General features: G+C 68.8%; 16 protein-coding genes. 13 read left to right on the plus strand and 3 right to left on the minus strand.

The features are described from left to right. The first annotated feature begins 19 nt into the window (after positions 1–19). The 4 genes from RM543_RS09790 to RM543_RS09805 all read left to right on the plus strand — a co-directional run bounded on the left by RM543_RS09790 (position 20) and on the right by RM543_RS09805 (position 5521). Positions 20–1426 carry a WecB/TagA/CpsF family glycosyltransferase gene (locus RM543_RS09790; protein ID WP_311691028.1) on the plus strand — a complete coding sequence of 469 codons (1407 nt, stop codon included), beginning with the start codon at positions 20–22 and terminating at the stop codon, positions 1424–1426. Between the two features lie 24 nt (positions 1427–1450). Continuing rightward, entirely contained in the window at positions 1451–2341 is an 891-nt protein-coding gene (locus RM543_RS09795) for a UTP--glucose-1-phosphate uridylyltransferase (RefSeq protein WP_311691030.1), read from the plus strand. A 122-nt stretch (positions 2342–2463) separates the two neighbouring features. After that, on the plus strand, positions 2464–2973 hold the full coding sequence (locus RM543_RS09800; protein WP_311691032.1) for a putative pterin-binding protein: 510 nt from the start codon (positions 2464–2466) through the stop codon (positions 2971–2973). Positions 2974–3004: 31 nt separating this feature from the next. Next, positions 3005–5521, plus strand: coding sequence for a hybrid sensor histidine kinase/response regulator (locus tag RM543_RS09805; protein WP_311691034.1), 2517 nt, complete (start codon positions 3005–3007; stop codon positions 5519–5521). Positions 5522–5919: 398 nt separating this feature from the next. On the opposite strand, the gene RM543_RS09810 is transcribed toward RM543_RS09805, so the two are convergent. Next, positions 5920–7161, minus strand: coding sequence for a polysaccharide biosynthesis/export family protein (locus RM543_RS09810; protein ID WP_311691036.1), 1242 nt, complete (start codon positions 7159–7161; stop codon positions 5920–5922). A 214-nt stretch (positions 7162–7375) separates the two neighbouring features. Here RM543_RS09810 and RM543_RS09815 point away from each other — a divergent pair, with 214 nt between their 5' ends. The 9 genes from RM543_RS09815 to RM543_RS09855 all read left to right on the plus strand — a co-directional run bounded on the left by RM543_RS09815 (position 7376) and on the right by RM543_RS09855 (position 17004). Further along, on the plus strand, positions 7376–8611 hold the full coding sequence (locus RM543_RS09815) for an oligosaccharide flippase family protein (RefSeq protein ID WP_311691038.1): 1236 nt from the start codon (positions 7376–7378) through the stop codon (positions 8609–8611). Next, on the plus strand, positions 8611–9525 hold the full coding sequence (locus RM543_RS09820; protein ID WP_311691040.1) for a glycosyltransferase family 2 protein: 915 nt from the start codon (positions 8611–8613) through the stop codon (positions 9523–9525). The genes RM543_RS09815 and RM543_RS09820 overlap by 1 nt, the downstream gene beginning before the upstream one ends. 13 nt (positions 9526–9538) lie before the next feature. Next, complete coding sequence (locus RM543_RS09825) at positions 9539–10513, plus strand: glycosyltransferase family 2 protein (protein WP_311691042.1); 975 nt, start codon at positions 9539–9541, stop codon at positions 10511–10513. A 13-nt stretch (positions 10514–10526) separates the two neighbouring features. Then, the gene (locus RM543_RS09830) at positions 10527–11504 is read left to right on the plus strand and encodes a glycosyltransferase family 4 protein (RefSeq protein ID WP_311691044.1); all 978 of its coding nucleotides are present in this window, start codon (positions 10527–10529) and stop codon (positions 11502–11504) included. A gap of 188 nt (positions 11505–11692) precedes the next feature. Continuing rightward, entirely contained in the window at positions 11693–12988 is a 1296-nt protein-coding gene (locus RM543_RS09835) for an extracellular solute-binding protein (protein ID WP_311691046.1), read from the plus strand. A 138-nt stretch (positions 12989–13126) separates the two neighbouring features. Further along, the gene (locus RM543_RS09840; protein WP_311691047.1) at positions 13127–14098 is read left to right on the plus strand and encodes an ABC transporter permease subunit; all 972 of its coding nucleotides are present in this window, start codon (positions 13127–13129) and stop codon (positions 14096–14098) included. A 4-nt stretch (positions 14099–14102) separates the two neighbouring features. Beyond that, positions 14103–14945 (plus strand): sn-glycerol-3-phosphate ABC transporter permease UgpE, encoded by an 843-nt coding sequence (ugpE, locus tag RM543_RS09845; protein ID WP_311691370.1) that lies wholly within the window; start codon positions 14103–14105, stop codon positions 14943–14945. After that, on the plus strand, positions 14945–16018 hold the full coding sequence (gene ugpC / locus RM543_RS09850) for a sn-glycerol-3-phosphate ABC transporter ATP-binding protein UgpC (protein ID WP_311691048.1): 1074 nt from the start codon (positions 14945–14947) through the stop codon (positions 16016–16018). Before ugpE ends, ugpC begins: the two co-directional genes overlap by 1 nt. After that, positions 16015–17004 (plus strand): endonuclease/exonuclease/phosphatase family protein, encoded by a 990-nt coding sequence (locus RM543_RS09855; protein ID WP_311691049.1) that lies wholly within the window; start codon positions 16015–16017, stop codon positions 17002–17004. Before ugpC ends, RM543_RS09855 begins: the two co-directional genes overlap by 4 nt. A gap of 2 nt (positions 17005–17006) precedes the next feature. On the opposite strand, the gene RM543_RS09860 is transcribed toward RM543_RS09855, so the two are convergent. Both RM543_RS09860 and RM543_RS09865 read right to left on the minus strand, forming a co-directional pair. Beyond that, positions 17007–17735 (minus strand): SDR family oxidoreductase, encoded by a 729-nt coding sequence (locus tag RM543_RS09860; RefSeq protein WP_311691050.1) that lies wholly within the window; start codon positions 17733–17735, stop codon positions 17007–17009. Between the two features lie 70 nt (positions 17736–17805). Beyond that, positions 17806–18531 (minus strand): SDR family oxidoreductase, encoded by a 726-nt coding sequence (locus RM543_RS09865; RefSeq protein ID WP_311691051.1) that lies wholly within the window; start codon positions 18529–18531, stop codon positions 17806–17808. Positions 18532–18611 lie beyond the last annotated feature (80 nt).

Raw genomic sequence — 18611 nt, forward strand, 5'->3', positions numbered from 1 at the left:
TCAACCCGGATCCCTCGCCATGACCTTCGCCCCTTCGCCCACCACCTTCTTTCCCGCCCATGACGCCCGTTTCGGCTCGCAGCCCGCGCCGGAACGCCCGTCGCCCGTGCGTCTGTTCGGAATCGACATCGCCTCCTCGTCATCGGCGGCGATGATCGAGCACCTCCTGGAGCCGGGCCGCCGATCACGCGTCGCCTTCCTCAATGCCCATTGCGCTAATGTCGCTGCGCGGAATGCCGACTATGCCGATGCGTTGGTCACGGCCGACGCGGTCCTGCCGGACGGGATCGGGATCGAGATCGGCGCGCGGATGAGCCGGCAGCGGGTGACGGAGAACCTCAACGGGACCGATTTCGTCCCCGCCCTCCTGCATGAGGCCGCCCGCCGCGGCTTGTCCGTCTTCCTTCTCGGGGGGCGCCCGGGGGTGGCTTCGGCCGCCGCGGACCGGCTCGCGCTGCGCATTCCCGGCCTTCGCATCGCCGGAACGAGGGACGGCTACGAGGGCCTTGAGGACGAGACCGCCACGCGTGCGGCGATCAATACCTCGGGGGCGGATATTCTCCTCGTCGCGCTCGGGGTGCCCCTACAGGATCTGTGGCTTGCCCGGAACGCGGAGCGTCTCAGGCCGCGCCTGTCCCTTGGCGTCGGTGCGCTCTTCGACTTCCTCTCGGGTCGCGTACGCCGTGCACCGGAGCCCGTTCGGCGCCTGCGCTGCGAATGGATCTGGCGCCTCGCGATGGAGCCGCGGCGCATGGCCGGCCGCTACCTCTGGGGCAATGCCGCGTTCCTCGTGCGCGCCCTGCGCCATGCAACGGGGCAGGGGGACGGCGTCGCTCCCCTTCGCCGCATGCTCGACATCGCGCTTGCAGGGGGCGGACTGATCGCGCTCGCGCCGCTCTTCGGACTCGTCGCCGTCGCCCTTCGCCTCGACAGCCGCGGTCCGGTCTTCTTCCGGCAGACCCGCGTCGGCAAGGACGGCGTTCCCTTCACCATGCTGAAGTTCCGCTCGATGCATGTGGATGCCGAGGCGCGGCGGGACGCCCTCCTGGCGCAGTCGGACCGGGAGGGCGTCTGCTTCAAGTCCCGCACCGATCCCAGGGTCACGCGGGTGGGCCGGATCCTCCGCCGGTTCTCGATCGACGAGTTGCCGCAGATCCTGAATATCCTGCGCGGAGAGATGTCCGTCGTCGGCCCGCGTCCCGCCCTGCCGCAGGAGGTCGCGGCCTATCCCGGCCACGCACTGGGGCGGCTCGCGGTGAAGCCCGGGCTGACCGGAGTGTGGCAGGTCTCGGGCCGTGCCGAGGTCGGTTTCGACAAGATGATCGACATGGACCTCGCCTATGCCCGCTCCCGCAGCCTGATCTTAGACCTTTTGCTGATTTCATGCACCTTCCGAGCCGTCTTCGGCGGCCGCGGCGCCTATTGATCCCACCTCGAAGGAGAGTTTCCGATGTCCCACGTCAAGATCGCCGTTTTTCCCGTCGCCGGACTCGGCACCCGGTTCCTGCCCGCCACCAAGGCCGTCCCGAAGGAGATGCTGCCGCTCCTCGACCGCCCGCTGATCGAGTACGCCGTGGAGGAGGCCCGCGACGCCGGCATCGAGGAGTTCGTCTTCGTCAGCGCGCCCGGCAAGGCTGCCCTGGAGCGGCACTTCTCCGAGGCGCCCGAGCTGGAGCGCAAGCTGGAGGCCGGCGGAAAGACCGGGCTGCTTCAAACGCTGGCGCGGACGCGGCTTCCCGAGGGGGCCCTCAGCGTCGTCCACCAGCCGGCGCCGCTCGGCCTCGGTCACGCCGTGTCCCTCGCGAGGGACGTCGTCGGGAGCCGTCCCTTCGCCGTCCTCCTGCCCGATGACGTGATCCGGGCGCCGAAGGGGTGCCTCGCGCAGATGGTGGAGGCCCATGCCGGGCATGGCGGTCACGTCCTTGCGACTATGGAAGTCCGGCCCGAGGAAGTCAGCTCCTACGGTATTCTCGACGTCGAGAAGGTGTCCGGCCGGCTGGCCACCGCGCGAGGCCTCGTCGAGAAGCCCCAGACCATCGCCGCGCCCTCCCGCCTCGCCGTGGTCGGCCGCTACGTTCTCGCCCCTTCGGTCTTCGCGCGGCTCGCCGAGATCCCGCCGGGCGCCGGCGGCGAGATCCAGCTGACCGATGCGATCAATGCCGATGCGGGAGAGGTTCCCGTGGCGGGATACCGGTTCGAGGGCGAGCGCTTCGATTGCGGCTCCGTCGCGGGATATGTCGAGGCCTGTCTTGCCTTTGCGATGGAGCGACCCGAGCTGGCCGGGCGGATCCGCGCCTCCCTCATGCGCCGCCTGTCCGCTCCGGGCGTGCAGGCCGCCTGAAGGCCGGGCGGGGCCCGTCCTACCCGTTCGGATAGGGGGGGCTCTGCCGATGCTCCCCTCCCCGACGACCGGCGCCCGTGGCACATCAGGGGCCGACCTCAATCGACCAAGGTGAGACGACGATGATACAGCTCCTCCGCGCAAGCGCTCTTGCCGCCTTCGCCCTCTGCGCCGGACCCGGTTCGGCGCAGGAGCTTCCGGCGCCCACGGGCGAGACCCTCCTGACCGTGACCGGCGCCATCGCCCGAACCAACGACGAGGGGGCCGCGCTCTTCGACCGGGCCATGCTCGAAGGTCTGGAGCCCGTGACCATCGAGACAGAAACGATCTGGACGGAGGGTCCGCAGACCTTCACCGGCGTGTCGCTCGCCCGCCTGCTGGACGAGCTCGGCGGCGAGGGCGAGACGCTGATGGCCACGGCGATCAACGATTATGCCGTCGAGATCCCCGCCGGGGACGTGGTCGAGGGCGGCGCCATCGTGGCCTATCTCAACAATGGGGAGCCGATGTCCGTGCGGGACAAGGGGCCGCTCTGGATCGTCTACCCCTACGACGCCTCGCCGGACTACCGGACCGAGGCGATCTACTCCCGCAGCATCTGGCAACTGGATCGGATCGACGTGCTCCCTTAACCTCCGGGCTTCATCCGGGAAGGAACGCAAGGTGGCATCACTGGGGACCGGAACGATCCCGCGACGGATCGGCGGAGCGCTCGCCGCGGCAGGGGCCATCGCCCTCGTCGCGGCGCTCGTGCTCTGGATCGTGACGAGTGCGCTGCGGGAAATAGACGATCTGGCCACGGCCAGTTCCGACGACGTGGAGTGGAGCCTCACGCAGCTCGACGTGGAATACCTGCGGCTTCGCCTCGCGCTGTCGGAGGCGCAGAGGGACCCGGGCGCGCTCGATGCCGTGCGACGGCGGTTCGACGTCTTCTACAGCCGCATCGCGACCTTCTCCATGGGCGAGGTCTATTCGGAGCTGCGGGCAGATGCCGCGTTCGAAGGAGCGCTGGAGGAGGTTCGGGCGTTCCTCGAGGGCAGCATCCCCGCCATCGACGCCGGTGACGACGCCCTGCGCGCGGCGACGCCCGCACTGGCCGCGGCGGCGGCAGACCGGGCCGAGGACGTCCGCACGCTGACGCTCTCCGGTCTCGCCACCTTCGTCGACATGGCCGAGACGCGGCGCGAGCAGGTGATGGAGACGCTTTCGCGCATGGCCGCTCTTCTCCTCGTCCTCTTCGCGGGCCTCGCGCTCCTGGCGTTCTGGCTCCTGCGCCTCAATCGCCTGAGTGCGTCCCGGGCGCGGCAGATCGAGCTGACCGGGACCCGGATGCGCACCATCGTGGAGACCTCCCTCGATGCGATCCTGGTGACGGATGACGAGGGACGGATCCTCGAATCGAACCGCGCCGCGCGCGCCATCTTCGGCTATTCGGAAGCGGAGGCGCGGGGCGCGGACGCCCTGTCCCTGCTGTTCCCCGACGAGGATCCGGAGAGGGCCCGCGAGGGCGCGCTGCAGTTTCTGGACTCCGGCCGCCGCCCGGACCCGGCGGAGCGCCAGTTCGAGCTGATGGGGCGCTCGAAGGAGGGCAGGGCCTTCCCCGTCGAGCTTTCGGTGGACCGGGCCAAGGGGCCTGACGGTCCCGTCTACGTGTCCTTCATCCGGGACATCTCCCGCCGCAAGCTGGCCGAGGAGGGGCTCACCGAGGCCCGGGACAAGGCCCTGGCCGGGGAGAAGGCGAAGGCGGAGTTCCTTGCGGTGATGAGCCACGAGATGCGCACGCCCCTGAACGGCCTCCTCGGATCGATCCAGCTCATGCGGGACACCGATCTGAGCTCGCGGCAGGCCGGTCTCGTGGACACGATGCATGGCACCGGGAACCATCTTCTGGGCCTGATCAACGATGTGCTCGATCTCTCGAAATACGAGGCGGGCAAACTTACCGCCGAGACCCGCGTCTTCGATCCCGCACGCCTCCTCGACGGTGTGGTGGAGACGACCGCGAGCCTCGCCGCGGCGAACGGCAACACGCTCGGCTGGAGTTGGGCCGGGGCCCCCGTGGGCCCGCTGAAGGGGGATGCGCGGCGGCTGCGGCAGGTTCTTCTGAACCTCGTCGGCAATGCGCTGAAGTTCACCCGCGGCGGGTCGGTGGAGATCGAGGCCGAAGCGCTGGGCGCAGATCTTCTGGAGATCCGCGTGATCGACAGCGGGATCGGTATCTCGCCGGAGGATCTGGGCCGGATCTTCCAGGATTTCGAGACGGTGGATTCCTCCTATGCGCGGCAGGCCGGTGGAACCGGTCTCGGTCTCGGCATCGCGCGGCGTCTCGTGGATATCATGGGGGGCCGGATCGGCGCGGAGAGCGAGCCCGGGGAGGGGAGCCTCTTCTGGGTGCGCTTGCCGATGGTCGCCGCCGATCAGGCCGCCTCCGGCACGCCGATTGCCGCGGATGCGCCCGATCCGGGCGGGCGGCCGCTCTCGATCCTCCTGGTGGAGGATAACGAGATCAACCGGTTCGTCGCCCGCGAGATGCTTCAGTCGGACGGGCATGAGGTGACGGAGGCGGTGAACGGTCAGGCCGGCGTCGAGTGGGCGGAGCGTCGGCGCTTCGACGTGATCCTGATGGATATTTCCATGCCCGTGATGGACGGGCAGGAGGCGGCACGCCGCATCCGCTCCGGGGGCGGCCCCTGTGCCCGGACGCCGATCGTGGCGGTGACGGCCCATGCGCTGCCGGAGGAGGTCGCCCGGTTCAGGGAGGCCGGGATGGAGCATTCGATCTCCAAGCCCATCGACCGCGCCGCCCTCTCGCGGATCATGGCGCTTCTCGGCGATGCGTCCCCGGAGACTGCGCCCGCCCCGGCCAGCTTGGCGGCGCTGAAGGACGGCACGGACCCGGAGGTGCTGCGACGGCTCGTGGCGAAGTTCATCGGCGAGATGGACGCCGCCGTCGCTGTCTTTCCGGACGAGGACGACATGGGTGCCCTAGCGGCACAGGCGCACCGGCAGGCCGGATCCTGCGCGGTCTTCGGGCTCGGCGACCTGCGGGAGACCCTCGCCCGGATCGAGACCGAAGCGAAACAGGGGACGCGCCCGGACGGTGAGATCGCGGCGCTCGCCGATCTCTGGACGAGGACCCGGCCCGGTCTCGTCGCCGAACTGGAGAACGCCGCTCCCTGATCGTGAAAGACGGACCCGCGGCAGGGGATGCCGCCGGCAGGACCCCATCGAGTGGTGGACGCCGCGCGGATAAGGACGGCACCCGCCGGGCCCGCGCGTCCGGCGGGCTTCCCGGCACGGGGGAGGCGCGTGATCGTCCCGGCTCGCCCCCGGTGTGGACATCGGGAAGGTCCAAGCTGCCCAAGGTCTCGCATGCGGCGATGTCCTGCCCGCGGGGAGGATGTACTTGTGTCGCCGCCTGTTTCCCCGGTCCGGCCGGACGAGGGACGACGGCGCGCAGAGGTCTCCGAGGTGTCCGACGCAAGCTTCGGACAGCCGCGCCGAACAGAAAAGGCCCGGAGCGATCCGCATCGCTCCGGGCCTGTCGCCTCCACCCCGATCGTCTTCGCCCCGATGCCTCAGAGGCCCGGCACGAGCAGTCCCGCCGTGACGGTTCCGACGACGCGGCCGACTTCGGCGAGGTTCGTCATGCCGCTGTCGTAGCAGGCGATGCTGTCGCCGGGCAGCAGGTAGGGGTCGTAATCGTCGCGGTCGGCGCGGGCGCGCATGTCTTCGATACTGCGCTCGATCACGACGGAGACGCCGGTGACGGGGTTTCGGGAGAACAGCGCGGCGGAGCGGTTGGCGCTGGTCGCCCGGGCGCCGCCGACACAGTTGGCATCCACCACCGCCTGCATGAAGCGCGTCCCGTAGGGCACTTCGCGCACGGTCTGGCCGATGGCGGAAATGGCGTTGCCGGTGGCGGGCTGCGTGAGGTTCGACAGGTAAAGGGAAATGCCCGGCGGGCTGATCGGGCTCGGACGCATGAGATCGTCCTGGAAGCAGTGGCGGGAGGGAACGTGGATCTGGTCTCCGGTCAGCAGCATCACGTCGTCCGCCGCGCTGCCGGCGATCATGCCCCGCAGGTCGAGCACGTAGTTGGTGCCGCCGCGGGTGAGACGCACGCGGGCGAGATCCGCATCCGGGCGCACGCCGCCGGCATTGCGGATCGCCGCCGAGAGGTTGCGCGCCTCGGTGGAGGCGCCGAGCGCGGCTTGCCGAAGGCTGTCGATCCGGTCGCCGGAAACGCCACCGATCTGCACCGGCTGCGGCTCGAACACGGCGCCCGCGACGGCGACATGGGCGGGGGCGAAGTCGGCGACCAGAAGGGAAACGGCCGGGGTGGCGGCATAGAACCCTCCGCCGACGAGGGCTCCCCTGATGTCCGAGGCGACCTGATCCGTGGTCCGGCCCTGCGCCGGCACCGGAGCGATGAACGGCAGCTTCAGTGTGCCGTCGCGGGACACGACGAACGTCCCGGTGAAGGTCTCGTCCTGCGGCACGCGCAGGTCGACGAGATCCCCGCGGGACAGAAGCTCACCGCCGAGGCCGCGCGGGATGTCGCCCGAAAGCTTGCTGACGGACGCGTATGTGTCATCCGCGATCGGGCCGGCTCCGTCCGCGCAGCGCTCGACGTTCATCGCGGCGGAGCGCAGGAGGGCGCCCGCATCTCCGCGCCCTTCGGGCAGGCGGTACTGCGCCTGGTAGGCGCCGCCGCGGGTGGCGGGCTCGAGGTTGGCGGGCTGGTGCGGGGTGCCGCACCCGGCCGCGAGGAGGAGGGAGAGGGCGCCGGCGGCGCGGGTGAGCGTGGGGAAGGTCATGGGACTGGCTTTCATTGAGCGATCGGGGACGCCCCATGGTCTACCGCGCGGCGCCGGCGCCCTGCATCTCCGCGCCCGGATCGCGGCCCCACCCGAACGGATAGGTGGCTGCCCGACCGGGCGCCGGGCCTCGCCGGAGGGGAGCGGGACGAAAGGGTCCGCGGACGGCTAGACCTTGGCCACAGCCGCTCCCGGCCCGCCAACGGAGGCCCCGATGCCCCTATCATTCAGACCCGGCCCGTTCGCCAGAAACCTGATGGCCTACTGTCTTTCAGAAGTTGCGGCCAAGGCCTCCCGCATCCTCGTGGTGGTCGCCGTCGCGCGGACCATGGATGCGACCGCGATCGGCGTCGCGGCGGCTGCGCTGGCGGGATCCGATATCCTGAAGGCCCTGACGGAGAACGGCGCCGGTCAGCGCATCATCGCGGCCTCCGAGCAGGACCTTCCCGGCATCTGCCGCACCGCGCGGCGGATCTTCTGGGCGTGGTGCCTCGGTCTCTTCGCGCTGCAGATCGCGCTCGGCCTCGGCCTCTGGGCGGCGAGCGGCGATGCGATGCTCTTCGTCCTCATCGCGATCCTCGCCGGGGAATACCTCTTCATGCCGGCCGGCCTCGTGAACTGCGCCCTGGCGATGCGGGCGGGCAAGATGCGCCAGACCGCCTCCATCGCCGCGGGGCAGGTCGTCGGAGCGAACGCGCTGACGGCTCTTCTCGCCGTGCTGATCGCGGGGCCGCTCGCGCTCGTCCTGCCGCGCCTTCTGGCCGCGCCGATCTGGCTTGTCGCAATGCGCAGATTGCAGCCCTGGACGCCGGTCCCGGCAACGCCCGCCCCCCTCGGCCCCTTCGTGCGCTACGGCGCGTCCGTTCTCGGCACGGAGGTCGTGAAGGCGCTTCGGCTGCAGGCGGACAAACTGGTGATCGCGGCGCTCATGGGCGCCGAGGCACTGGGCATCTACTTTCTCGCCTTCAATGCCGGGCTCGGCCTCGCAACATCCTTCTCGCAGGCCTTCGCGACCGTCCTGTTCCCGCATCTGTGCACCGCGTCCGACCGCATTGCCGCGCTCAGGCAAGCGCTGACCCTCAGCCTCTGCATTCTCGTGCCGGTCGTGCTCGTACAGGCGCTTCTCGTTCCGGTCTATGTGCCCATTCTCTTTGGGGACGACTGGACCGGCCTTGCGCCCATCGTGCGCATCCTCTGCCTCGCCGCGATCCCGGCCATCGTCTGGGCGTCCGCCGCGGGGTGGCTGAGGGCCGCGGACCGGCCGGAGGTCGAGTTCGCCCTGACGCTGGGCATGACCGCCGCGCTCATCGCCAACACCGTTCTTCTCGCGCCGCACGGCCTTGTCGCCATTGCGCTGGGGTATCTCGCGGTCTCGGCCGTCGCCCAGATCGGCGGCGCGGCCCCCGTCCTTCTTCGCGCCTTCCTTCCCGCTCAACCGAGGTTTGCCTGATGCCCCGTTTCACCATAATCGTGCCCTGCTTCAACGCCGAGGACACCCTTCCCGAAACGCTGGACAGCCTCGTCGCCCAGACGTTCGGGGACTGGGAGGCGCTCCTGGTCGATGACGGCTCCACCGATGCGACGCGGCTCCTGATCGATGCTGCCCGCCACGCAGAGCCGCGCTTCCGGCTGATCGAGGGAGAGGGGCGCGGCCCCGCCGTCGCGCGCAACACGGCCGCGCGGCTCGCGAACGCGCCGATCCTCGCCTTCTGCGATGCGGACGATCTGTGGACGCCGGACAAGCTCGCCCGCCTTGCGCAGGCCTTCGACGACCACGCGCTCGCCGCCGTCTATGCACGCTACGGCTTCTTCGATCACGGAGAGATCCGCACCCTGTCCACCGTTCCGACGGGCCCGCTGCGGGTGCCGCAGCTTCTGGGGGAGAACCCGGTCGGGACCATGTCGAACCTCGCGGTCCGGGCCTGCGTCTTCGCCTCGACCGGGGGGTTCGACGAGACCCTCGTGCACAACGAGGATCTCGAATGGCTGGTCCGCCTCGTCGGCGAGGGCCACCGGACCATCGGGCTGCAGCAGACGCTGGTGCATTACCGCACGAGCCGGACGGGACTCTCAGCCGATCTGTGCAAGATGCAGGCCGGCCGGCAAGCCGCCATCGCCAGCGCCCGCAGCTATGGCTTTGATGCCGAGCCGCGGCACGAGGCGGTGAACCTGCGGTACCTCGCCCGCCGCGCGCTCAGGGTCGACGCGCCTGGCGTGGAAGCCCTTCGCTTCGCGCTTGCCGGCCTGATGCGGAGCCCTGCCGGCTTCTTCTCGAGCCCCCGCCGCGGCGCGCTGACCATCGCCGGCGCGCTCGCAGCCCCGCTTCTGCCACGCCCCCTTCGTCGCCGTCTCTTCGCGTCCTGAAAGGATCACTCCCATGCCCCGCGCCACCATCGTCGTTCCCGCCTACAACGTCGCCGCCACCCTTCCGGCGACGCTCGCCTCGCTCCGCGCCCAGACCTTCGGTGACGTCGAGATCCTCGTCGTCGACGACGGCTCTACCGATCGCACCGCGAGCATCGCCCGCTCCACCGGAGACACCCGTGTCCGCCTCGTGCAACAACCCAATCGCGGCCTTGCCGGGGCGCGGAACACCGGCATCCACCATGCCCGCGGCGCCTATGTCGGCTTCTGCGACGCGGACGATCTCTGGCGTCCGGGCAAGCTTGCCGCTCATGTCGCGCATCTGGACGATGCCCCGGAGGTCGGTCTGAGCTATTCGGGCTCCGAGATGATCGACGAGGCCGGCTGCTCCCTCGGCCTCGCGCAGCGGCCCCGGCTCCGCGACGTGACGGCGGCGCATATCCTCAAGCGCAATCCGGTCGGCAACGGCTCCGCGGCGGTCCTGCGGCGAAGCGCCCTCGATGCCATCGCCTGGCGGCCCCGGCTCGAGAGGCATCGGGACTGGTGGTTCGACGAGACCCTGCGCCAGTCCGAGGACATCGAGTGCTGGCTTCGCCTCGGGCTCACGACGGATTGGGAGATCGAGGGCATTCCGGGCCTTCTGACCCGCTACCGCATCGCGGGCGGCGGTCTTTCGGCCGGGATCGACGCGCAATACGCCTCCTGGGAGCGGGCCATGGCGGGACTGGTCCCCGTCGCGCCCGAGTTCATGGCGCGGCACCTGCCGGCCGCACGCGCCTATCAGCTGCGCTACCTCGCGCGGCGGGCCGTGAGCGCGGGGCAGGGCAGGCGGGCGGCGGCCCTCTGCGCCCAATCTCTGCGCACGTCCCTCCGGCCACTCGCCGAGGAGCCGGCCAAGACCCTGACCACGCTTGCCGCCGCTTCGCTGATGTCCCTCACCGGCTCCCTTCCGCTCCGTCCCGGCGCAATTCGCAGCACCGCCTCCTGAAAGGACCTGTCCCATGACCCGTATCCTCCACCTCGTCGACGACACGAACCCCGGCGGCGTCACGCGCTACCTGGACTTCCTCGCATCGAGCCCCGCCTCCGGCCTCGAGCACATCGTCCGTCCCGTCTCCCGCACCAGACCGAGCGCCGGGGGGGAGGCGGCGGACATCATCGTCTCCCACCTCGCGGTGACGTGGCGTGGCCTGCCGGGATTGATGGCACTCCGGGGGGCGCATCCGAACACGCCTCTCATCCATGTCGAGCACAGCTACTCGGCCGGGTTCGTCGCCTCAAACGTCACCGCGCGGCGCCGCTTCCATACTCTCCTGCGCACCGCCTATGCGCTCTTCGACAGGGTGGTCGCGGTCAGCCGGGGGCAGGGAGAGTGGCTCCGGCTGCGCAAGCTGGTCAGACCCGCCGCGCTGAGCGTGATCCCGCCTTGCGTGGACCTCGCGCCGTTCCGTGCGCTCCCGGCACCGCGGCAGAGGCGCGTCATCGGGGCGGTGGGGCGGTTCGATCCGCAGAAGGGATTCGACCTTCTGATCAGGGCCTTCCGGGCCGTGGATGATCCGGCGCTCAGGCTGCGGCTGATCGGAGACGGCGCGGAGCGTGCGGCGCTCGAGGCCCTGGCGGAGGGGGACGCGCGCATCTCCTTCCATGGCTTCGCCGCCGATCCCGCCGCGGCGATGGCGGAGTGCGACGTCATCGCGATGCCCTCGCGCTGGGAGCCCTACGGCCTCGTGGCGCTCGAAGCTATGGCCGCGGGCAGGGTGCTCCTCGTCGGCGCGGCGGACGGGCTCGCCGATCACGCCGGGTCCGGCGCGCATGCCGTGCGGGGCGCCGGGACGGAGGTGTGGCGGGGCGCGCTCTCGAGCCTTGCCGAAATCGCTCCGGCGCCCCGCCCGGACGGGGCGGAGGAGGCCTGCCGGGCAGCATGGCATGCGCTCGCCCGGTCCGTGCAGGAAGGGGCCGCGCCTGCACTGGCAGCCTGAGCAGTGCATCCCGGACGCCGCGCAATCCGCAGGTTCGCGCGGCGTCCGGAGCGTCCGGTCTGCAACTGCCGCCACGACACATCTCCCCGAAAGCGATCTTCATGGAACCGTCACGGAAGCGTGACCTCGGCGTTACGGATGAGGCCTAGCCCGGCGGCACATTTGGAATCGCTACAGGGACAAGCGACATGATGAAGACCGCAACGGCGACGATCGCCCTCAGCCTGACGGCCACCTCCGTGATGGCGCAGACCGAGATCAGCTGGTGGCACGGCATGGGCGGCCGCAACGGCGAGGTGATCAACGAGATCTCCCAGCAGTTCAACGACGCCCAGGACGCCTGCCACCTGACGCCGGTGTCCCGCGGCACCTACGAAGAGGCGCTGTCCTCCGGCATCGCCGCCTTCCGCTCGGGCGAACAGCCCAACATCCTGCAGGTCTTCGATGCCGGCGCCGCGACCATCATCGCCGCCGAGGGCGCGACGATCCCCGCCGAGGACCTGATCCTGAACGCCGGTGAGGAGTTCGACCGCGAAGCCTTCATCGCCGGCGTGCGCAACTTCTACGCCGACAGCGACGGCAAGTTCATCGGCATGCCGTTCAACTCCTCGGCGCCGATCATGTACTACAACGAAGAGGCCTTCGAGGAAGCCGGCGTCGAGCCGCCGAAGACTTGGGAAGAGTTCGAGGAAATCGCCCCCGCCCTGAAGGAGGCCGGTTACCTGCCGATGACCGCGTCCCAGCTCACGTGGATGATGGTCGAGAACTTCAAGTCCCGGAACAACCAGCAGTTCGCCACCAACAACAACGGTTATGACAGCGTCGACGGCACGGAGATCCTCGTCACCGACGAGAACCAGGTGATGATGTTCGAGAAGCTGAAGGAGTGGGCCGACGCCGAGCTCTTCGGTTTCTACGGCGCCGGCTGGGGCGACAACCTCAAGCCCTTCGAAGATGGCCAGGCGGCGATCTGGATCGGCTCCTCGGGCTCCTTCGGCGGCCTGCAGCAATCCACCGATTTCGACTTCTCCGCCGACTTCATGCCCTACTGGGACGCCATCGAGGGCGCCGGCACGCAGAGCTTCATCGGCGGCGCCGCGCTCTTCGCGATGTCCGGCAAGTCCGACGAGGAGAACGCTTGCTCGGCGCAGTTCTTCTCCTTCCTGACCTCCCCGGAAACGCAGGTCTACTACCACAAGAACACCGGCTACGTTCCGATCACCGAGGCCGCCTACGAGATGGCCAAGGACGAGGGCTACTACGACGAGCAGCCCGTGGCCGAGGTCGGCATCCAGCAGTTGATGCTCGAAGGCGGCGAGTGGACCGGCGGCTACCGCATGGGCTTCTACCCGCAGATCCGCACCGTGATGGAGCGCGAATTCAACCGCATCTTCTCGGGTGAGGTCGACGTGCAGGACGCGTTCGAGACGATCGAAGAGGAAGGCAACCAGCTCCTGGCGCGCTTCGCCAAGACCGCCGGCTGATCCACTCGTCCGATCCGAACCTCAAGGGATCCGGCCCCCCATCGCGGGCCGGATCCCCGCATCGTTCCAAGGGCGGCCCGCGGCCGGGGACATGACCCCGGGCCCCCGGGCCGCCATCCCTATGGAGTACCGGGCCCCATGGCCGAAACCTACCACACCGGCAGCGCGCGACGGGGCGCGATCCTGTCCCGCCTGCGGGCATGGTACAGCGCCGAGACCCCGCACCCCGTCAAGCGGGTGCAGTTCGACCGGCCGCTGACGCCATGGCTGTTCCTCGTGCCGCAGCTCGCCATCGTCGTGATCTTCTTCTACTGGCCCTCCGTGCAGGCGGTGACATCGTCGTTCTACATCGAGGACCCGTTCGGCTTCGGGGCGACGTTCGTCGGCGGCGAGAATTACGTCGATGCGCTCGCCTCCAGCCAGTACCTCTCCACCGCGACCTTCACCGCCTTCTTCTGCGCCATCGTCACGGCGCTCTCGCTCGGGATCGGGCTTCTGCTCGCGGTGAAGGCGGACAAGGTGATCCGCGGCGCACCTGCCTACAAGACGCTTCTCATCTCCGTCTACGCCATCGCGCCGCCGGTGGCGGGGCTCATCGGGATGATGTTCTTCGACATGCACATGGGCCCGCTGAAGGACCTCGCGGCGCTCTTCGGCCACGATCTGCGCGTCGGAATCGACTACTGGGACACCGCCTTTGCGGTCGTCACCATCTCGGTCTGGAAACAGATCCCCTACAACTTCATCTTCTTCCTGTCGGGGCTGCAATCCGTTCCAACTTCGGTTCGCGAGGCCGCGCTCATCGACGCGCGGTCGGGCTGGCGGCGCTTCAAAGACGTGACGCTGCCGCTCCTTGCGCCGACGGCGTTCTTCCTGCTGGTGATCAACATCACCTACAGCCTCTTCGACACCTTCCCGATCTTCGACGTGGTGGTGAAGGACAAGCCGGCCAACAACCCGATCACGCTCGTCTACAAAGTCTATCTCGACGGCTTCAAGGGCAACGATATCGGCGGCTCCTCCGCCCAGTCGGTGATCCTCATGATCGTCGTCGCGGCGCTGACGGTCATGCAGTTCCGCTTCCTCGAACGCCGCGTGCATTACGGGTGACATGATGCAGAAGATCAAACCCCTCGACCACCTGATCCTCATTGCGGGCGTCCTGTTCCTGATCGCGCCCGTCGTGATGGCCCTCATGTCCTCGACCCATACGCCCACGGACATCCACTCCAACGGCCTCTACCTCACCCCCGGCAGCCATGGCGGCGAGACCTATCGCAAGGTGCTGACCCACAAGGGCGGCTTCACCGGGGACGTGACCGGCCTCAGGATGCTGATGAACTCGATGATCATGGGCATCGGCTTCGCGGTCGGGAAGATCGTCCTGTCGATGATGGCGGCCTATGCGCTCGTCTACTTTCGCTTCCGGTTCGCCACGATCCTGTTCTGGATGATCTTCACCACGCTCCTGCTGCCGCTCGAAGTCCGGATCATGCCGTCCTACCAGGTTATGTCCACGCTCGGTCTTCTGAACACCTATACCGGTCTGATCGTGCCGCTTCTGGCCTCCGCCACGGGCACGTTCTTCTTCCGGCAGTTCTTCCGATCGGTGCCGGACGAGCTGCTGGAGGCCGCGCGGATAGACGGGGCAGGGCCCTTCAAGTTCTTCATCGACATCCTCGTGCCACTCTCGCGCACGATGATGGCGGCGATCTTCATCATCATGTTCATCTACGGCTGGAACCAGTATCTCTGGCCGCTGCTGATGACGACGGACGAGACCTTCTACACGCTCATGCGGGGCATCAAGTCCATCCTGCAGGTGTGGATCGGCTCCCAGATCCCCGACTACAACGAAGCATTCGCCCTTGCGGTGCTGGCGATGATCCCCCCCGTTGCGGTGGTGGTGATCTTCCAGCGCATGTTCATCAAGGGTCTCACGGAAAGCGACAAGTGATGGCACATCTCTCCCTCCGGGGCGTGGGCAAGACCTATGCCGGCAGCACCCAGCCCGCCGTCAGCGGCATCGACATCGAAATCGAGGACGGCGAGTTCATCGTCCTCGTCGGCCCGTCGGGCTGCGGCAAGTCCACGCTTCTGCGCATGGTCGCGGGGCTGGAGACGATCACGGACGGCGAAGTGCGCATCGGCGACCGCCTCGTGAACAAGCTCGATCCCGCCGAGCGGGACATCGCGATGGTGTTCCAGAACTACGCGCTCTACCCGCACATGACCGTGCGGGACAACATGGCCTACGGGCTGAAGAACCGCGGCGAGAGCCGGCAGGTGATCGAGGAGCGCGTCGCCGAGGCGGCCCGGATGCTGGAGCTCGGGCCCTACCTCGACCGCAAGCCCCGCGCGCTGTCCGGCGGCCAGCGGCAGCGTGTCGCCATGGGCCGGGCCATCGTGCGGCAGCCGGCCGCGTTCCTCTTCGATGAGCCGCTCTCGAACCTCGATGCCAAGCTCCGCGTGTCGATGCGGATGGAGATCCGCAAGTTGCAGAAGCGGCTTGCCACGACCTCGCTCTACGTCACCCACGACCAGCTCGAGGCGATGACGCTCGCGGATCGGCTCGTCGTCCTGAACGGCGGCCGGGTCGAGCAGATCGGCGCGCCACTCGAGATCTACCGCTCTCCGGCCTCCACCTTCGTCGCCTCCTTCATCGGCGCCCCGGCGATGAGCCTTCTCGACGCCCGGATCGAAGGCGGCGGGATCGTCCTGGAAGGACACAGGCTGGGACGCGCGGACTGCGCCGAAGGGCCGGTGACGCTTGGCCTCCGGGCCGAGGATCTGCGCATCTCGGACCAGGGGCTGCCCTTCGTCGTCGAGCATGTCGAGGAGTTGGGCGCGCAGCGGATCGTGCACGGGGTCGTCGGCGGCCAGCCTCTCGCGGTCATCGACACCTCGGAGCGTCAGTTGCCCGGCAAGGTCCTCGTTGCCGTCGATCCCGCCCGCCTGCACCTCTTCGATACCATGTCGGGCAGGCGCATCGAGGCGTCCCGCGCGCCGGTCCTGGAGGGCGCGGTGTGATCCGCGAGACCGTCCGGGAGCTTCCGGCTCCGACCCCCGCCGACCTTGCGCTCAGGGATCTGCCGCGGGATGTGGCCACGCATGACGCGCACATGGCCGGCGTGGCGCCGATGAACCTCGTCGAGGTCGGCGGGAGTGCAGGTGCCGCGGCCCTGCCGTTTCCGATCACGGTCGGCGCCTGGAACCTCGAACGGTGCCTCTTTCCCGGGCCGTCCGCCGCGAAGATGAGCGATCGCAGCCTGCTGCTGGTGTCCGAGATGGATCACGGCATGGCCCGCACCGGCCAGCGCAATACCACGCGGGACGTCGCCGCGGCGCTCGGCATGGACTACGCCTACGCCGTGGAGTTCCTCGAGCTCGGCCTCGGCTCCCCCGTCGAGCGGGACTTCTGTACCGACGATTTCAACGCGCTCGGCTTCCACGGCAACGGGCTGATGGCGAAGACCGCCCTCGAGGCGCCCTTCGCCCTTCGCCTTTCCGGGGAGCGCCAGTGGTTCCGGGACGCCGAGCAGCCCCGCCTCGGGGAGCGCATCGCCGTCGGAGCGCGCGTCGCGACGCAGGAGGGGCCGATCCTCGCCGTCTCCACCCATCTCGAAAGCGCCTGCGGGCCGGAGCACAGGGAGCGGCAGGTCCGCGGACTCCTCGAAGTGATCGATGCGGAGTTTCCGGAGGTGCCGTGCCTCATCGGCGGCGACCTGAACACCGGGAACCACAACGAGGGGAACTGGCGCGCCGAAGGTCTGTTCGATGCCGCCTTGAACGCGGGCTTCGAGATCCATGGCGGGCCGGAGGACCAGCCGACGACGCGCCCGAGCCTGATCACGCGCTGGCCGGAGCGGTCCCAGAAACTCGACTGGATCCTGACCCGCGGTCTGCGGATGGGCGAGACGGAGATCCGTTCCTCGCTGGACCCAGACGGCCGGCCACTGTCCGATCACGACGCTCTCGTGACGCGCGTGATCGGACTTAATCGTTCGAAGTTATAGGCTTAGATGTCGAAGTTCGACGGCAGGACGATCATGTCCCGGATCGTGACATTCCGCGGCCGGGTGAGCATGAACATCACCGCATCGGACACTTCCTGCGTCTCCATCAGGGCGCCCGCATCCTTCATTCTCTGAAGCCGCTCCGGCTCCCAGTCGGACAACAGCGCCGAGATGACGGGTCCGGGGGAGACCTGTCCCACGCGTACGCCCTTCTCCATCAATTGCCGGCGCATGGTCTGGACGAAGCTGGTGATGGCCCATTTCGAGGCCGAATAGACCGGCTCGACATGGATCGCGCTGTGGCCGGCGATGGAACAGGTGACGATGATGTCCCCGATGCCGCGCTCGCTCATGTGCGGGGCGACGGCGTGGACGTTCTTGATCACCGCGTTGACGTTCAGTCCGACCATCCGGTCGATGGCCTCGGGCGTCGTGTCGACGAGGTCGCCACCGATATAGCTGCCGGCATTGCAGAGCAGGATATCGATATGCCCGGCCTTCTCGAGGATCTCCGGCACCATCGCGTTGCAGCTTTCGGCGTTCAGAAGATCGCTCACCTGCACGATCGCCTTGTCGCCGAGCTCGCCCGCAAGCTTCGTCAGTCCAGCCTCGTCGCGGTCGACCATGACGACCGTCGCGCCGGCGGCGAGCAGGTCCTTCGTCATCGAAAGCCCGATGCCGGAGGCGGCGCCGGTGACGGCAGCGACCTTCCCGTTCAGTGATTCAGCCATTTTAGTCTCCTTGGTCGCGGCGCCGGTTGGTCCCTGGCGCCCGTAAGCCTGTGTTCCGGGCAGCGTGCCGTCAGATCGCGAGGAAGCCGCCATCGACGGACAGGACGCTGCCCGTGACCATGACCGCATCGTCCGACAGCAGAAGGGCGATCGCGCGGGCGACGTCCTCTGCCTCGGCGAACCGCCCGACGGGGTGGCGCACCATCATCGGGTCGCGCTTCGCCGGGTCGCTCCAGGAGCCCTTGGCAAGCTCCGTCATGGTGACGGTGGGAGCGATGGCGACGGCGCGGATGCCGTGGGGCCCGAGCTCCCGGGCCATGACCCGCGTCGCGCCTTCGAGGCCCGCCTTCGAGGCCGCGTAGCACAGGTGATCCTGGAAGCCGCGATGCCCGGCGATGGACGTGACGTTGACGATGGCGCCGCCGCCGCCCGCCTCGATCCGCCTCCGCGCGAATTCCTGCGCGCAGATGAGGGCGGTCCGCAGGTTGATGTTCATCACCGCGTCGTAGCCCTCTTCCGTCATGTCGAGGACGCTTTCGAGGACGTTCGTTCCGGCGCAGTTTACCAGGAAATCGGCAGGCCCGACCTCCGCCATGGCGGCGCGGGCGCCGGCGGCCGTGGAGAGGTCCACCGCGTAGCTCTGCCCGCCGATCTTCTCGCGCAGGCTGTCGAGGTCCGACTGCGTTCGGCTGAGGGCGATGATCTCCGCGCCCCGCTCGGCCAGAAGCTCGGCGGTTGCGCGGCCGATGCCCTTGCCGGCGCCGGTGATGATGACGGTCTTGCCAGTGAAATCCATGATGCCCTCGAAGAATGGTCCGGCCGGCCGCGGCCCGCCTTCACGTGATGCAATGTGCCGGGATCGGCGAGGCCGGGGGA

The organism is Tropicimonas omnivorans (assembly GCF_031846565.1).
GTDB lineage: Bacteria > Pseudomonadota > Alphaproteobacteria > Rhodobacterales > Rhodobacteraceae > Tropicimonas_B > Tropicimonas_B omnivorans.

Excerpts from the sequence above, each read along its gene's own strand:
- ugpC (WP_311691048.1), top strand. The coding sequence starts at position 14,945 with ATGGCACATCTCTCCCTCCGGGGCGTGGGCAAGACCTATGCCGGCAGC.
- RM543_RS09835 (WP_311691046.1), top strand. The coding sequence starts at position 11,693 with ATGATGAAGACCGCAACGGCGACGATCGCCCTCAGCCTGACGGCCACC.
- RM543_RS09800 (WP_311691032.1), top strand. The coding sequence starts at position 2,464 with ATGATACAGCTCCTCCGCGCAAGCGCTCTTGCCGCCTTCGCCCTCTGC.
- ugpE (WP_311691370.1), top strand. The coding sequence starts at position 14,103 with ATGCAGAAGATCAAACCCCTCGACCACCTGATCCTCATTGCGGGCGTC.
- RM543_RS09815 (WP_311691038.1), top strand. The coding sequence starts at position 7,376 with ATGCCCCTATCATTCAGACCCGGCCCGTTCGCCAGAAACCTGATGGCC.
- RM543_RS09790 (WP_311691028.1), top strand. The coding sequence starts at position 20 with ATGACCTTCGCCCCTTCGCCCACCACCTTCTTTCCCGCCCATGACGCC.
- RM543_RS09825 (WP_311691042.1), top strand. The coding sequence starts at position 9,539 with ATGCCCCGCGCCACCATCGTCGTTCCCGCCTACAACGTCGCCGCCACC.
- RM543_RS09840 (WP_311691047.1), top strand. The coding sequence starts at position 13,127 with ATGGCCGAAACCTACCACACCGGCAGCGCGCGACGGGGCGCGATCCTG.
- RM543_RS09795 (WP_311691030.1), top strand. The coding sequence starts at position 1,451 with ATGTCCCACGTCAAGATCGCCGTTTTTCCCGTCGCCGGACTCGGCACC.
- RM543_RS09860 (WP_311691050.1), bottom strand. The coding sequence starts at position 17,735 with ATGGCTGAATCACTGAACGGGAAGGTCGCTGCCGTCACCGGCGCCGCC.
- RM543_RS09830 (WP_311691044.1), top strand. The coding sequence starts at position 10,527 with ATGACCCGTATCCTCCACCTCGTCGACGACACGAACCCCGGCGGCGTC.
- RM543_RS09820 (WP_311691040.1), top strand. The coding sequence starts at position 8,611 with ATGCCCCGTTTCACCATAATCGTGCCCTGCTTCAACGCCGAGGACACC.
- RM543_RS09810 (WP_311691036.1), bottom strand. The coding sequence starts at position 7,161 with ATGACCTTCCCCACGCTCACCCGCGCCGCCGGCGCCCTCTCCCTCCTC.
- RM543_RS09865 (WP_311691051.1), bottom strand. The coding sequence starts at position 18,531 with ATGGATTTCACTGGCAAGACCGTCATCATCACCGGCGCCGGCAAGGGC.